This window comes from Rhodanobacter sp. B2A1Ga4 (genome assembly GCF_018101315.1).
In the GTDB taxonomy this organism is placed as follows: domain Bacteria; phylum Pseudomonadota; class Gammaproteobacteria; order Xanthomonadales; family Rhodanobacteraceae; genus Rhodanobacter; species Rhodanobacter thiooxydans_A.
In genome coordinates this window covers 70,735-84,136 of the sequence record NZ_JADBJR010000004.1, presented here as the reverse complement: position 1 = coordinate 84,136, position 13,402 = coordinate 70,735, and the positions used below count along the sequence as shown (strand labels likewise).

At 63.5% G+C, this 13,402-nt stretch carries 17 protein-coding genes and 2 pseudogenes; all 19 read left to right on the top strand.

Annotated elements, in window-relative coordinates; translation table 11 throughout:
• The first annotated feature begins 349 nt into the window (after positions 1–349).
• The 19 genes and pseudogenes from IMW82_RS13460 (at position 350) to IMW82_RS13370 (ending at position 13,402) form a co-directional block, all read left to right on the top strand.
• Positions 350–1,093: a class I SAM-dependent methyltransferase gene (locus IMW82_RS13460; RefSeq protein WP_211004862.1), complete on the top strand. Its 744-nt coding sequence runs from the start codon at positions 350–352 to the stop codon at positions 1,091–1,093.
• Between the two features lie 91 nt (positions 1,094–1,184).
• Positions 1,185–2,246: a hypothetical protein gene (locus IMW82_RS13455; RefSeq protein WP_211004861.1), complete on the top strand. Its 1,062-nt coding sequence runs from the start codon at positions 1,185–1,187 to the stop codon at positions 2,244–2,246.
• Positions 2,247–2,248: 2 nt separating this feature from the next.
• Positions 2,249–2,791: a hypothetical protein gene (locus IMW82_RS13450; protein ID WP_211004860.1), complete on the top strand. Its 543-nt coding sequence runs from the start codon at positions 2,249–2,251 to the stop codon at positions 2,789–2,791.
• 120 nt (positions 2,792–2,911) lie between these two features.
• Positions 2,912–3,076 carry a hypothetical protein gene (locus IMW82_RS13445; RefSeq protein WP_211004859.1) on the top strand — a complete coding sequence of 55 codons (165 nt, stop codon included), beginning with the start codon at positions 2,912–2,914 and terminating at the stop codon, positions 3,074–3,076.
• Positions 3,073–3,606: a DUF2786 domain-containing protein gene (locus IMW82_RS13440; protein WP_211004858.1), complete on the top strand. Its 534-nt coding sequence runs from the start codon at positions 3,073–3,075 to the stop codon at positions 3,604–3,606. The genes IMW82_RS13445 and IMW82_RS13440 overlap by 4 nt, the downstream gene beginning before the upstream one ends.
• A 442-nt stretch (positions 3,607–4,048) precedes the next feature.
• Positions 4,049–4,144: pseudogene (locus tag IMW82_RS13435) on the top strand (thymidylate synthase); the annotation flags it as partial.
• Positions 4,145–4,213: 69 nt separating this feature from the next.
• Positions 4,214–4,483, top strand: a complete 270-nt coding sequence (locus IMW82_RS13430) for a hypothetical protein (RefSeq protein ID WP_211004857.1) — start codon at positions 4,214–4,216, stop codon at positions 4,481–4,483.
• Positions 4,484–4,563: 80 nt separating this feature from the next.
• Positions 4,564–4,803 (top strand): annotated as a pseudogene (gene thyA, locus IMW82_RS13425) (thymidylate synthase); the annotation flags it as partial.
• Between the two features lie 135 nt (positions 4,804–4,938).
• Entirely contained in the window at positions 4,939–5,298 is a 360-nt protein-coding gene (locus IMW82_RS13420) for a hypothetical protein (RefSeq protein ID WP_211004855.1), read from the top strand.
• A gap of 70 nt (positions 5,299–5,368) precedes the next feature.
• Positions 5,369–5,590 carry a hypothetical protein gene (locus tag IMW82_RS13415; RefSeq protein ID WP_211004854.1) on the top strand — a complete coding sequence of 74 codons (222 nt, stop codon included), beginning with the start codon at positions 5,369–5,371 and terminating at the stop codon, positions 5,588–5,590.
• Between the two features lie 275 nt (positions 5,591–5,865).
• A complete protein-coding gene (locus tag IMW82_RS13410) occupies positions 5,866–6,591 on the top strand; it encodes a hypothetical protein (protein ID WP_211004853.1) in 726 nt (241 codons plus the stop codon).
• 216 nt (positions 6,592–6,807) lie between these two features.
• Complete coding sequence (locus IMW82_RS13405; protein ID WP_211004852.1) at positions 6,808–7,362, top strand: hypothetical protein; 555 nt, start codon at positions 6,808–6,810, stop codon at positions 7,360–7,362.
• Complete coding sequence (locus tag IMW82_RS13400; RefSeq protein ID WP_211004851.1) at positions 7,359–8,303, top strand: ATP-binding protein; 945 nt, start codon at positions 7,359–7,361, stop codon at positions 8,301–8,303. The genes IMW82_RS13405 and IMW82_RS13400 overlap by 4 nt, the downstream gene beginning before the upstream one ends.
• A 2-nt stretch (positions 8,304–8,305) precedes the next feature.
• Positions 8,306–10,258 carry a hypothetical protein gene (locus tag IMW82_RS13395; protein ID WP_211004850.1) on the top strand — a complete coding sequence of 651 codons (1,953 nt, stop codon included), beginning with the start codon at positions 8,306–8,308 and terminating at the stop codon, positions 10,256–10,258.
• Positions 10,259–10,299: 41 nt separating this feature from the next.
• Positions 10,300–10,779, top strand: a complete 480-nt coding sequence (locus tag IMW82_RS13390; RefSeq protein ID WP_211004849.1) for a hypothetical protein — start codon at positions 10,300–10,302, stop codon at positions 10,777–10,779.
• Between the two features lie 39 nt (positions 10,780–10,818).
• Positions 10,819–11,847, top strand: coding sequence for an ATP-binding protein (locus IMW82_RS13385; protein WP_211004848.1), 1,029 nt, complete (start codon positions 10,819–10,821; stop codon positions 11,845–11,847).
• Between the two features lie 440 nt (positions 11,848–12,287).
• Entirely contained in the window at positions 12,288–12,617 is a 330-nt protein-coding gene (locus tag IMW82_RS13380) for a hypothetical protein (RefSeq protein WP_211004847.1), read from the top strand.
• Positions 12,618–12,671: 54 nt separating this feature from the next.
• Positions 12,672–13,001 carry a hypothetical protein gene (locus IMW82_RS13375; RefSeq protein ID WP_211004846.1) on the top strand — a complete coding sequence of 110 codons (330 nt, stop codon included), beginning with the start codon at positions 12,672–12,674 and terminating at the stop codon, positions 12,999–13,001.
• Positions 13,002–13,003: 2 nt separating this feature from the next.
• On the top strand, positions 13,004–13,402 hold the full coding sequence (locus IMW82_RS13370; protein ID WP_211004845.1) for a hypothetical protein: 399 nt from the start codon (positions 13,004–13,006) through the stop codon (positions 13,400–13,402).

Genomic DNA, 13,402 nt, shown 5'->3' with positions numbered 1-13,402 from the left:
GTGGCGCTCATCGCCTGCGTCATGGAGCACGACGCTGCGCCTGTGCGCTATCCCGTCCGGTTGCCAACGTCAGTCGCCTCACGACTCGACCAACGGGGACATCCATGGACGTTTCGCAGCTTCAACCCAGCAAGCGGTATCGACTCACGGCTGGCCCGCGGGGGACGCCAAACGGCGGCCTGTGCCCGGCAGTGTCGAAGGTTCGCCGTTTACTCCACCACTTCCCGTCCGAACGAACAGGAACCGAGGGCACTCCATCCGGGTGATCGTAGAAACCGCGTCGATTTTTGCGACGTGGCGTGCGCTCAGATGATGTTGCGCACATCCACTCACCCTGACGGAGTTCCACATGGCCGCAGCCAGCCAGCGCACCATTCCTTCCGAGATTTTGACCGTGCTCGCCGCCGGTACCGCCGAGGCAAACCACTTTCTGTTGCCGTCCCAACTCGACCGGAAAACCTACGCCATGACCAACAAGGTCCTTGAAGCGCTGGGCGGCAGGTGGGATCGCCGTGCAGGTGCGCACGTGTTCGACGGCGGCGACTGCCGCGAGCGCCTCGAAGACGCTCTCGACACCGGAAGCTACGAGCGCCCCGATAACCTCGGCTGGTTCCCCACACCGCCCGCGCTGGCCCAGCGCCTGGTCGACATCGCCGGCGATGTGCGCGGCAAAGTCGTGCTGGAACCGTCTGCAGGCGACGGTGCCATTGCCTCGGTCCTGCATTCTCGCGGTGCCGATGTGCGCACCGTCGAGATCGAAGCGGGTCGGGTGAAGACGCTCGTGAAGCTGCTTGGCGCGAACAACGTCGCACAAGGCGACTTCCTTGCCGTCGAACCGTTCCCCGTCGATCTGGTGCTGGCCAACCCGCCGTTTGCCCGCCGGGCCGACATTCACCACCTCACGCATGCACTGCGCTTCCTGAAGCCGGGAGGCAAGCTCGTGGCCATCATGGGTGCTGGCATCACGTTCCGACAGGACGCGTTGACGACAGCCTTCCGAGCGCGCCTCGCCAGCATCGAGCTGCTGCCGGAAGGATCGTTCAAGGCGTCGGGGACGTTCGTCAGCACTGTCATGGTCACCGCCCACGGCTGAATGACCTGCAACGTGCGCCGAAGCGACCTGATCTTTGCCTCGGCGCTGCGGTAGCCACACTCCTCGCATCCAACTGCCAGCGACTACGTCCATGAACCGCACTGTTTCCGAGAAATCCACCACCCCGACGCTCAACGTGAGTGAAGGCCCGGCAACGCCTGCACGCCGGGCTCATCGCTTTCGTCTCAAGCTCGCGAACCTGTACCAGCTCCGATGGACCACCATGCCGGAGGACTCCATCGGTGGATGGGCCAACCCTCAGGCCAACCCCAAGGGGCTCTATGGCCCGGGGCTTCTCGACCAACACTTTGGCAACGCCTGCGACTACGGCGCGTTGTTCACCTACCTGTTTCGGCGGTTTGGCTTCCCCAATGCAGGCTCGGACGACTACAAGGAAATCGCCTGCTACGTCCTGACCACGCCGCTGCCCGACCTGGTGATGGTCGCTTCACCGTCCGTTGGCGACTGGCCGCGACTGTCCTTGCGATTTCAGGTCACCGAAGAGGCGTGGAACAAACTTGAGCGCGAGCCTCGGGCCGCATGGACGCGCAACCTGGTCGCCTGGGTCGAGGCCGCGGGGCCACTGCCAGATTGGATGGATGACTGGCTCGCATTCTGGCGCACGAAACCTGGCATCCAGCCGCTGGCGAAGGGCGATGCCTCGGACTGGGCGATGTCGATTCAGGACATGCACTTCGTCCAGTTCGAGCTCAAGGACGAACGCCCTGCAAACTGGAGCGACGAGTTGTACGCCCTCCTGCAGAAGGTCGCCGCTTTCGTGGAAACCATCCATCGGGAGTTCAAAGCGATCGAGCCGCACCCGGCGCACACTGTCCACGATGCCGACTGGCGCAACTGGCCGGACACCGATCCGCTGAAGCGCTACTACGCGGCCGCCGCCACGGCGCTCGAAGACCTGAGCACCCCGGTGCGAGTCAGGGACTCGCAGATCAATGCGCACGGGCGCGTGCCTGATGGGGATCCACTCGCGCGGCGCACACTGAAGGAACCCCGCAGTGCCGGCTTCGGCGTAGGCCACTTCGTCAATCGGCAGCCCGGCATGGCCATGAAGATCCTGCGTGAGGCCCAGCGCCCCAACGGAACCTTCCGGGAACCACGATCGGCAGCGCCGACGGCCCAGCGGAAAGCCTGACCATGAGCTACTGCCGCTTTTCCTGTAACCAGTATCAATCCGACGCCTACGTGTACGCGGGCCTCGGCGGAGGCTTCGTCACGCACGTAGCTGCGCGCCGCTATGTCTTCGACCATCCGCTACCAGCGCCCGTGCCCTTCGACGGCGAGAACATCGACGCCTATGTGAAGTACGCGGCCGAGTTGCAGAGCCGGGTCGACACCGCAACGTTCGTACCGATTGATCTGCCGCACGCCGGCGCGACGTTTGATGACGCCGATGCCGGAGCGTGCGTCAAACGACTCCTCAGCCTTCGTGAGCTAGGCTACCGGGTCCCGCAGGACGCGATTGATTCCCTCCTGGAAGAGACCCTTCCGCAGACCCGCCGTGACCTGACCGGTAACCAAGTCCCAAGCGATTGCGCGCGTCCACAGGGGCAGGCCGCGCCGGTTTGCACCCGCTGCGATGGTCGCGGGCGAACCACGGCGCATGCGGTCTCCTGTAGTTGGTGTGGAGGAACCGGCGACGAACCGCGCGACGCCACCAGGGCTCATGGGACGGAGTAAACCCGGCCAAAACGATGCCTTTTCGTCGATCTTTCCGCGGAGCGCCGCCACTAGACTTTGCCTTGCAAACGAGCATCGCAACTGCTCGGTCTTGATGATCTCCTCCGCCGGCGTGCGCACATGAACACCACATTCGATCCGGCGACGACGCCGGTACTGGCGACCGACCACCCGCACATGCGCAAACCCGACGCGACGGCCACGGAAGGCGCCGCAGTCGAGGACGCCGAGACGCTGGCACGGGAGGAAGCGCTCAGGCACTCAACGCTGCGTGTTCCGCGATGAGCAGCACCAACGCCGTCCTGCGGCGACTAAGGAAGATCCTCGCCCTGGCGGAAGGGGGCGTTGAAGGGGAACGGGAAAACGCCAAGGCGCACCTGGACACGCTGCTTCGCCACCACGGCCTTTCGATCGACGACCTCGCTTCCCCGGGAATGGCGGAGGTCAGCTTCTACGAGTTCGCCGTCGAGGGACCATTTGAGGAACGGCTCGTGCGCCAGGTCGTCGCCGCGGTGACCGACCAGGTCGAGGTCAAGACGTTTTTGCGGAAAGGGAAACGAGGCCTCAGGGCCTACCGGCTGACTGCCGCGCAATGCGCCGAAGTCACCCTGATCTATGAGGTGACCCGACGGGCATTGGCGAGAGAGCTGGAATGCACCTACAAGGCGTTCGTGCAGGTCAACGAGCTGTATCCGTCCACAACAGACGAGCCAGACCACGCGTCCCCTGGTGATCGGAGTACCGAGGAGCTCGTCCAGCTCTTCAGCCGCATGACCACCATGGATCGCACACCCATCCACAAGGCGCTCGAGTAGCGCAACGTGACTACCCAGCGAAAGGAAATCGCGCATGCCTGACCACTTCACTGACCCTACGGGACTCACATATCAGATCAAGCAACTCTCGCCTGCCTTTGCGGCGGCCTGCTCGGTACTCAACCTCACTTCATGCGCGCTCAGCGCTCGATCCCATCCGCATGGGTGGTGGATCGTACTGTCCTTTGCGAATGGCGCCTTGGGGCTCATTTGTGCCAGGCAGTCCTGGTTGTCCTACGCCGCACGGAAGTCACCCAGCCAGGGCTGAATGTGTGCGTGTTTTGGGATGGGATCGCGGAAGGACACGAAGATTCAGGAACGAGCCTCGATGGGTTGCGCCTCCGATTTTGCATTGATGTTGACCCCTGACCGACTCATTGCACACTGATCGAGTGCTCTGTTGCACACCCTCATCCGTTGACCGGCCCACAAAGGATCCACCATGCGCCAATACCTCGATCTTCTCCGCCACGTCTTGGAGCACGGAACGGACACGGCGGATCGCACCAGCACCGGTACCCGCAGCATATTCGGCTGGCTTACCCGATGCTGTTTGTTCGGCTGGCCATCAACAAAGCGCTTTTAAGCTTGTCCCTTAGGAAACACCATGAATCTCTCGAACCGGCTTTTTGTGTGGACGAACCTGCGCGGTGCCCTGATCGCGATGAAAGACCAAGCCGAGCTGTTCGGCCGCTGCGAAACCACCGACCAGTTCAAAGGGTTGGAGTGGGCGACTAACCAGGTGCGAGAACTGCGCGAGGAAGTTGCTTGCTTGTTGGACGTAGCCATCGAGGTGGGCAAGCCTATCCACGAACTTTCGTTCGACGAGCTGTACAACTTCACCAAAGAATCGCTGATTGACTCCACGGCATGGTAACGACGCAACCCGCTTTCGTGAACCGAACCCGGCGAGACGGGCGTCAATCGGGCGTAGGTGGTGCGACCGCCTGCAGGCGGTTGTAGGTGGCGCAGGTCTGCGGACTAGGCGTGGGTGATCTCGTCCATACGCTGGGCGACGCTCACATCTACAACAACCATGTGGAACAGGCTCGCCTGCAGTTGACCCGGGAGCCGCGACCGCTGCCACGACTGAAGCTCAATCCCGATATCCACTCGATCTTCGATTTCCGATTCGAAGACATCAGCTTCGAAGGCTACACGCCACATCCGGCCATCAGAGCCACAGTAGCCGTGTGACAGACCGGGGACTCCCGCTCGCGGACGAGCGGCCCACGCAAGCGCCTGTAGCATTGCTGGAAAACCAGCATCCCAGCTCCTGAGACCTTCGCCACCTATCGTCTACACGAAGACCCAACCGACAAGGAAAAAGCCATGTCAAAACTGACCACGATCATCCGCGCGCTCTGGAAACATCACGGCTTTGAGTCACTGGTCGCGATCGGCTTCCTCCTCACGGGAGTCGACGGCCTGATCACTGGTGTAGCCATGTTCTTGCATCCGCCAGCTCAACTACCCGGCATCGAACCACTGGTAGGGCCCGAATTTCTGGTCGCCGGTGGACTGTTTGGCGTAATCATCTGCGCCGTCGTGCTGTTCAAGAACGTACGCACGGAGTTGGAGGTGCTGCGATTCAATGCCTCCTCCCATGAGGAACAGAACGCTGTTCTCGCTCGTGAGCTTGGCCTTCCGGTCAGCAAGATCCTTGCGATGCGTCCGCGAAAGAACCCTTAGTCATCCGCCGGCCACGCCGTCGTGGAAGTCATCTATTACCCCATCACGGGTACCCAACCAGGAGAAAGCCGTGCAGGTTGCCGTCACCATCTTTCTTGATGTGAACAACCCGGATGATTTCCGCCGTGCCGCTCACGACAGGGCCATCGCCGATGGTCTCGGTGATGAGGAGGCGTCTTCGTACCTTGAAGCTGAGGAAACCAGCCTTGGCCAATGCGCCGTCATGCTCTTGGACCCCGGCACTTCGCCGAATGGCTCCTCGATCATCGACAGCGCCACCACCTCGGCGTAGTTCGCGCGCCCGGCGACGCTGTCTGTCGGGACGGAAACGCAGGCCATTGAGTGGATCGGCAGGGGTGGTGGATGTGCTGGCCACCCCACGTGCAGCGAGAAACACAGACGGTTCGAGGCCGGTAACGTAATCGCTGAACTACACGCCTCAACGCGCCGGGATTAGCGCCGGCCCGATCCAATGAATGGCTTGGAGTCGCCGAATGACTCCTGTTCTTTTCGACCAGGGATCAGTCGGCAGGATGTCGTCGTCGAAACAGAGAGAGGGACGCTCCCATGCAGAACCAAGGCAATACCTTATCGACCAAGCTCGGCATCACCCTCACCGGTGCTGACGAACGCACGGATATCGCCGCGTTGCTGCAGCTGCTGGCGGATCATCCGACATTGGAGATTGGCCTGCTGTACAGCGCAACGCCGGAAGGGCGACCGCGCTACCCGTCACTCGACTGGATCCACACTGCGGCTCGGCAGCTGGCCGGCCGGTGCGCCATTCACGTCTGCGGTCTCCTGGCGCGCGCGCAGTTGCAGGCTGGTGAGCTCCATGCCCTGGTACGTCACGCGAGGCGGGTTCAGGTCAACGGCGACGTCTCGCGTGAGCAGCTGCCTCTTCTGGCTGCGCAGGTGCACCAGCTGATCACTCAGTACAGCCCACGCGTCACTGACCTCTCGCTCACTGGGACCGCCGGCAATCATCAGCTGCTGGTTGACGCCTCCGGTGGTCGGGGCGTCGGACCTTCGCAATGGCGTCGGCCGGCGACAACCAAGGCCGTCGGTTTCGCCGGTGGGTTGGGCCCGGACAACCTGGCCAGCGAGCTCGAGCGCATCCTTCCGATCGCGCGGGGCGATTCGTGGATCGACATGGAACAAGCACTGCGCACGGACGACTGGTTCGACTTGTCGCGCTGCCGGCGGGTGCTCGCGGTGTGGGAGACCACCCTCGCTGATCGCATGCACCCCACCGAGACCACGCGCAGCGCCATCGAACCAGCCAGCGTCTAGGTCGAGCGACACCGTCCTGAGAAGTCGGAGAAATGGGACCAATGATGGCCGGGTTTCGCACCTTGGAGGTCACCGCCGCGCTCGTAGGATGGGATAGGACCCAACCCCTCGGCGACTTTGCGCGTGAACTTTGAGCGCGCGGCGAATGGCCGAGTATCCGGAGACCCATTTCGACACGAGGTACGTCATGCCTTCCGACATCCAGGATGTAGCCGCATGAGCGCGGTGATGCTCAAGCCCGTATCGGTGCAACGCCGCCACGACGTGTGTGAGGACTGTTCCGTCCGCCCGGAGGTTCGCCGCCTCGGCCCACCGGCTGTCGGCGGCGCACCGACCGCACGCTGTTGCCTGTGCGGCTGTCGTCTCTCTGCGGCCGACCCGTCGGCCCTGCCGGCTCAGCCACGGCCGTTCACCGTCGCCGATCGCTCACTGATCCGCCGCATGGGCAACATGCTGCCGGCGCACCACCTCCTCGAGCTGCTCAACGATCGACTGGTTGCCGACCTCGGGCCGGATGCTCCCCGCTACACCGAGGTGATGCTGTCCGATGCCCTGAGGGATGCGGGAAGCGATGCCGGCGGTGGCGGCGACTGGGCCAGCCTGCGTCGGGTGCTGGCCAAAGCCCGGCGCGACGGGCTGCTGCAGCGGCTCACGCCGGCAATCGTCGAAGACTTCGCGGTCATCTTCTCGCTGTCGCCCGCACAGGCGCTGCGCCTGCGCGAGACGATCCTGTCGGCACAAGACACCACCAACGGAGGGATTGGGCGATGACCGGCGTAATCCAGCGCAAGGAACTCCTGGGTGCGACGCTCAATCTCGGCGGCGCGCCAGTAGATCTCACCGACTACGCCACGACCGGCCTTCGCATGATCGCCATCGGTCCGAGCGGAAGCGGCAAGACGAACGCGGGACTCGTCATCTGCGAGCAGTTGGCCGAGCAGGGCTGGGTCGCCATCCTGGTAGATCCCGAGAAGGAAATCCGAGGGCTGTACCGGGAGCCCGTCGCCTCGCCGGAAGCGCTCGCTGAATGCCTTGCTAAACGCGACCAGCCCATCGTGGTGATCGACGCACCCGACGCCACGGCTTTCATCCCTTATGGCGAGGTGATTTCCGAGGCGGCTGACGCGTACCGCAAGCCGATCGTCCTGATGATGGATGAAGGGCAGATCTTCTCTGTGCCGCGCGCGGGCCGGAACAGTGGTGCGGCGGGCGAAACGACTGACATCGTCAACGACATGGCGCAGCGCGGCCGCAAGCGTGGATTGGACATCGTCATTACAGCGCACCGCTTCACAGGCTCGATCAATCGGACGCTGTTCGGCAACATGAATCTCACGCTCGTCGGCCAGCAGACCGATTCGACCGTGTGGACGCACCTGTCCCCCCTCTTCCGTTCGCACCGTGTCGCCTACGGCGATCTGGCCTCACTGGCACCGGGGGAATTCTTCTGCCTGAGCCGTCGCGGCCTGGATCGCTTCCGCCTGCCCCTGGCAAAGGCCATGGAAGGCGTGGCGATCGCCGCACGTCCGTCGGCCCCGATGTTTCCGACGAACTTCGCCCAGTGGGATCGGGCCATGGCTTCGATGTCATCCGACCGCCTGAGCGCGATCAGTGATGAGGTCATCGACTTCCTTGCAACGATCGCCGGCCTGACGCCGGTGCAGGTCGCCTCCGGCCGGCGCGCGCTCGCGGATGAGAGGGATGGTCGGTGAGAATGCTGGATCGGTCCGAACCCTGGGTAGCGTTCGTTGCGGCAGCGCCGAGCGGCACGCGCGCCTACGACCTCGCTGCCGTGGTTGGCCAACCCGTCGAGGTCGTCGATAGGATCCGGCACAGCACCAGCCGCCCACAGATGGCGGCGCAACGGTGCGAATTTGCCGAGCTGTTTGCGCGTTGGCATGGCCGGGCACCGGCGGAAGCTGATTGGCCGGTGCCGCGCGTGATGAACGGCCGCTATGAGTGGCAAGCCCCCGAGATCGCGCTGATGGCGACCCTGGTCGGTCAGATGAGTGTCGACGACATTGCTGTCGCACTCACGGCACGGCTGCGCACCATCACCTCCGACGTGACCGCCACCCGGACAAAGGCGTCAGTAGCGTGTGCACTGGCCCGAAGCGGCCTGCAGACCGGCGATGTGCTCGGAGGCATCACGGTCTCGGAGGCTGGACGCCAGCTGGGAACCGAAGAGCCTGTGCGCGATGCCATTCGCCGGCGCGAACTCAAGGCGAGCAAAGTCGGCCGGCTGCTGGTGATTCCCCATGCAGCTTGGCAGATGTGGATGGCTGGTCGCCGTCCGCCTCCCGATGATTTCGTGTCGCTCGCCAGCCTCAAACAGTCGCTGGCCATCAAGTCGGACAAACTCGCCGAATTCGCCAAACTCGGCTACGTCCCGGAAGCGGCACTCTTCCACGCGCATCCCGGCCAGGCCAGCAGTATCCGTGGTACCTGGTACCTGCCCAAGGTTGTTGCCGAGCAAATGCTCGCCGATCGCCGGGCCGGCAGGCCCATGCCGTGGCAGGGCAAACCCTTGATGACCAACCTGCGCCAGACGTGGCGCAAGTGGGAGCCGCGCAAGCATCCGCCCACGTGCGAGACGTGCGCCAGAATATGGGGTGCCTCCGGTGCCCCTGCGTCGTGGGACGAGTTCGTCGAGCGCTACCCGCCTCTCGAGTTGGGCGCGAAACGACACCTCACCCGGCAGTGGTCGCCGGGGCTTACACCCACGGCCGTTGCTCGCAAGGCGAAGCGCAGTCTTTCAAATGTGATTCGCGCGATCCAGAACGGCCAGCTCAAAGCACGGATCGAGAACGGCAAACAGTTCGTGTCCCAGAGTGATGCAACGCTCTGGGTCGCACGCGGCGCTCAGTCCGGTGAGCGAGCCCACGAATGGGTCGCATTGTCTACCGCCAGCGACCGTTACGGTTTCAGTCTGGACGAGCTGGCGGCGATGATCGTCGACAAGCGCCTCACTTCCCGCATCGAACCGGCCGGACCGGGGCGCGGTACGACGCAGGTGCCGTGGCGTCAGGTCGCGCAGCTGCGCGAGGAAATCGGATTCACCGAGGAACAGGCAGCGGCCAAGGTTGGCGTGTCAGTGCCCGAACTGCGTGACCTGCTCGATGGTGTGCAATGGCGACTGCAGTCGGCCTGCATACCGTTGGTCACAGTCCAGGCGCTCGTGAAGCGCCGCCAGTCGAACCACGGCCACACCGTGGAAGACGCAGCGGCCATGCTCGACCAATCCGTGACATGGATCCAGCAGCGTCTCGCCGAGGGTGTCGCACGACTTCACAAGACTCGCTGGAGTTCTCGCGCCTACCTGACCGATTTGGGCCTCGAGGCGCTGCGGCAAGCGGCCATCGCCGGTTCGGCTGAGTGGACGCCGCCCAGCAACTGGATGATCTGCTCGCAAGCGGCAGGGCTGGCGGCCGTGTCCAAAACAACCCTTGGGAACTGGGCCGCACAGGGCCTTGTGACGACGGCGGGAACGTCACGCGGGCCGGTCTACGAGCCGGAGTCCGTGAAGACCCAGGCGCGGGCCTATTGGGCCAACGCGCGATTTGTTCGAGATCTTCGCCCGGACTGGCTCAAAGCAGAGGTTCCAATGTACCGGCCTCGCGGTCGTCGCGTCACGACGACCGCCCACGGGTCGAGGAATTCCCTTTGAGCCAGCCCATCGAACCGCGACGCGTGCCAGAACGGTGGAGCATGATCGAACAGGCAATCCATGCGCGTGCCGAGTGGGCCTTCGCCCACATCGCCTCACTCATCAGTCGGGCCAGTGTGGGCTATGAACGGGCGCGTGTACTGGCAGAGAGAGCCGGCAACGACAACCAGGACGCACCCTGCCCGACCTTGTTGGCGGATATCGCTGAACTGGCTGAATCCTTCGATGCCGGGCAGGCCCACACCAGGGACGCGGATCGCGTGGAGTCGGCCCTGCTCGCCAGCGATTGGCAGGCTCTGGGGTTGCCTACGCCCACGGCGCTTCTCGCCCAGCTACTGGCGAGCGGTTCGTATTCAATCGACGGAACTCTGCTCACTTGGGAGCGTGATCTTGAAGTGACCTGGTACACCAACGCCTACGGTATCGACGGTGCGCTTTGCGGCAGGCCTGACCTGGCAGTGCTGCAGCGGTTTCTGACCGACACAGCACGCGGCATCGAGTACGGACCGGTTCCCCACTAACGCATCGCAAGCCGCACACCACCCATGGAGCACCAACGCATGACGCACGTAACCGACCCTGCCGTCGCCCCCCAATCCACCCGGCGGCAACCACCCGCCGCCACCCTCGCGCTCAAGCACGTTCCGGCGATCCTCGACGCGGCGCGCTGGGGCCACGCCGCAAAGTTGGCCGGCTTGGCTGAAGACGTTGCCACGATCCTCGAAGGCAGCCATCCCACGTTGGCCAAGTCGATCAGGCGATCTCAGCCCCTGACGGCAAAGCCCCTGGTTGCAGCTCCTTCGGATCTGATTGACGTTCGCCGTTCCGAACTGAGTCTGGACGATGTCGTGTTGCCCGACGGGGTGCGCAGGACGTGCGACCGGCTTCTTGCCGAGCAGGCGAATCGGGACCACCTCGCCGCCTGGTCCGTTCCACCATGCCACAAGGTGCTGATCTCCGGTCCGCCTGGCAACGGCAAGACGATGCTTGCCGGAGCGCTGGCGCATGCGATGGATGTCCCGTTCCTGGTCGTCCGCTATGGCGGTCTGATGGAAAGCTTCCTGGGTGCCACCGGAAAGAACCTGGACAAGGTCTTCACCTGGGCCGCGACCGGACCCTGCGTGCTGTTCCTGGATGAGTTCGACGGCATCGGCATGGATCGGGGCAAGGCAGGCGACGTGGGTGAACTGCGTCGCGTCACGAATCAGCTCCTGTTGACCATCGATCGGCTGCCGTCACATGTCGTGCTGGTGTGTGCGACCAATGCGCTTCATCTTGTCGATGAAGCCCTCCGCCGCCGTTTCGACACGCCGATCGAGATCCCGTCCCCGACGTTCGACCTACGCCTGGCTTGCGCCAACAAAGAACTCGCCCCGGAGCGCTGCAACGGGATTGACATGCGAGGACATGCTCAGGCCATCGCCGCCACCGGCGTGGCCGAGAACCTCGATGCAGTCGCCAAGGCCTGCCTGGCCGTGCGCCGGGAACATGCCTTGCGCAGCATCGCCGGGAAATTGCAGGACATGGACGGATCCAGTGCCAACGGCGAACTACCGTTCGGCCCTCCGCTGCCTGCGACGTCGTCCTGACGGACCGCCGAAAACCGCCAGAAATGGGTCAAAAAACGGCGGGTTTGCGCCATCAGGGCGGTCGCGTGCCGCCGGTAAAGTGAAGCGATCGAGGAACTGTGGGGGTTCGCATGAAGCGACCAATCCGAAACGCGTTGTGGATTCTTGGCGCACTGTGGTGCGTGCTCGCCATGGTTTCCCTTTGTCTCGGGCCTGGCCAACGCGTGTTTCCCCTTGTCGAGATGGGCTGCATCTCCTGCCTGATTCTTCGCCTTGCGCTCGATCGTTGGATCAGCCCAAGACCCGTTTCGGACAGGGACAGACCTTCGACCGCTGCGCCCGAGGAAAGGCTTCGTGCTCCGTCGTCAGGGAAGTGAGCCTCCCTCGATCAAGCACTGAATGACTCAGCCGCCGCATCAGTCCCGCGCGCGGATCACTTCAACACGATAAGGAACATCGACATGCTCTTCTGGTGCCTTGCTGTCATCCTCGCGATCGTCGCCAACGTCATCTACATGCGGGCATCCCGTGGTGACCAACCGGCCCCGACCGAAATGGGGCTCGTACTGCTAAGCCTCACCGCAGCCATGGGCTCGGTAGCTTCGTTGTATCCGGTAGCTGGCCGCCACCTCTTGCGCGCGCTGGATAGCGCCCTACCTGCACAGGGATCACAAGTTCACCTGCTTGTCGTCGCGGCCCTGATGTTGCTGATTGCCGGCACAACGATGGGGGGGCTCATGATGCCCGGCGTCCTCCATAGCCGCTCTGGACGGCAGGGTCAGCCCGACTGACCTGGGTGATGCCTCGAAAGATCGGAATCAGATCCGCAAGGAAGGAATCCCGCGATGCTCTACTGGACCTGGGCCTGTGTGTTTCTCGTGGTCGCCGTTCTGCTTGCTCTCGTCGACGCCGGAGACACCGAGCCGACTGATGCCACCGGGTTGTCGTCGTTGTGCACACTGGCCTCCGTCGCGCTTCTCTGGCCGGTCGCCGGCAACCGCGTGTTTGCATGGCTTGACACCCATCTCCCGCAACCGGCCGCGTCGATTCATTTCGCCACGGCTGTTGTGCTGTTCGGCCTTCTCGTTGTCGTTTACTGGGGTGCCGTCTTTGCGACGGCGGAAGGCATCTGTCGCCTCTGGACAAAAAGGCGGTCCGTTGACGCCGGAACATAGCCATGAAGAATCACGAGCCCCCGACCACCACCCGAGAGCCCGAGCGGAACTCGCCAGCCACCGTCAACCTTCTTGTCCCAACGCTGATCCGCCATCGGATTCTTCTCCTGGTTCAGTTGAAGAGAGTGGCCAACGTAGACAGTGTTTCCGTTGAAAGGGAAGCGGTAGAGGTGGTCAACCACGTCGACGATCTTGTGCGCCGGGAAAGAAGGGCCAGAGAGGCACTCGAACAGTTGGTGCTGCTGGAGCCCATCGCAGCGAACCTCCCACCTGGTCGCTACCGCGATGAGGTCGAGCGCATCGCCCGGGCGGGTCTCGCGGATGACGACCGCGGACCCAATGACCAACCCGATTGCAGCAATCCAACACAACGCGCCGGCGTCGCCGGAAAAGGACTTTGA

Excerpts from the sequence above, each read along its gene's own strand:
- IMW82_RS13430 (WP_211004857.1), top strand. The coding sequence starts at position 4,214 with ATGAATCTCTCGAACCGGCTTTTTGTGTGGACGAACCTGCGCGGTGCC.
- IMW82_RS13390 (WP_211004849.1), top strand. The coding sequence starts at position 10,300 with ATGATCGAACAGGCAATCCATGCGCGTGCCGAGTGGGCCTTCGCCCAC.
- IMW82_RS13405 (WP_211004852.1), top strand. The coding sequence starts at position 6,808 with ATGAGCGCGGTGATGCTCAAGCCCGTATCGGTGCAACGCCGCCACGAC.
- IMW82_RS13395 (WP_211004850.1), top strand. The coding sequence starts at position 8,306 with ATGCTGGATCGGTCCGAACCCTGGGTAGCGTTCGTTGCGGCAGCGCCG.
- IMW82_RS13370 (WP_211004845.1), top strand. The coding sequence starts at position 13,004 with ATGAAGAATCACGAGCCCCCGACCACCACCCGAGAGCCCGAGCGGAAC.
- IMW82_RS13410 (WP_211004853.1), top strand. The coding sequence starts at position 5,866 with ATGCAGAACCAAGGCAATACCTTATCGACCAAGCTCGGCATCACCCTC.
- IMW82_RS13455 (WP_211004861.1), top strand. The coding sequence starts at position 1,185 with ATGAACCGCACTGTTTCCGAGAAATCCACCACCCCGACGCTCAACGTG.
- IMW82_RS13400 (WP_211004851.1), top strand. The coding sequence starts at position 7,359 with ATGACCGGCGTAATCCAGCGCAAGGAACTCCTGGGTGCGACGCTCAAT.
- IMW82_RS13445 (WP_211004859.1), top strand. The coding sequence starts at position 2,912 with ATGAACACCACATTCGATCCGGCGACGACGCCGGTACTGGCGACCGAC.
- IMW82_RS13420 (WP_211004855.1), top strand. The coding sequence starts at position 4,939 with ATGTCAAAACTGACCACGATCATCCGCGCGCTCTGGAAACATCACGGC.
- IMW82_RS13385 (WP_211004848.1), top strand. The coding sequence starts at position 10,819 with ATGACGCACGTAACCGACCCTGCCGTCGCCCCCCAATCCACCCGGCGG.
- IMW82_RS13375 (WP_211004846.1), top strand. The coding sequence starts at position 12,672 with ATGCTCTACTGGACCTGGGCCTGTGTGTTTCTCGTGGTCGCCGTTCTG.
- IMW82_RS13440 (WP_211004858.1), top strand. The coding sequence starts at position 3,073 with ATGAGCAGCACCAACGCCGTCCTGCGGCGACTAAGGAAGATCCTCGCC.
- IMW82_RS13460 (WP_211004862.1), top strand. The coding sequence starts at position 350 with ATGGCCGCAGCCAGCCAGCGCACCATTCCTTCCGAGATTTTGACCGTG.
- IMW82_RS13380 (WP_211004847.1), top strand. The coding sequence starts at position 12,288 with ATGCTCTTCTGGTGCCTTGCTGTCATCCTCGCGATCGTCGCCAACGTC.
- IMW82_RS13450 (WP_211004860.1), top strand. The coding sequence starts at position 2,249 with ATGAGCTACTGCCGCTTTTCCTGTAACCAGTATCAATCCGACGCCTAC.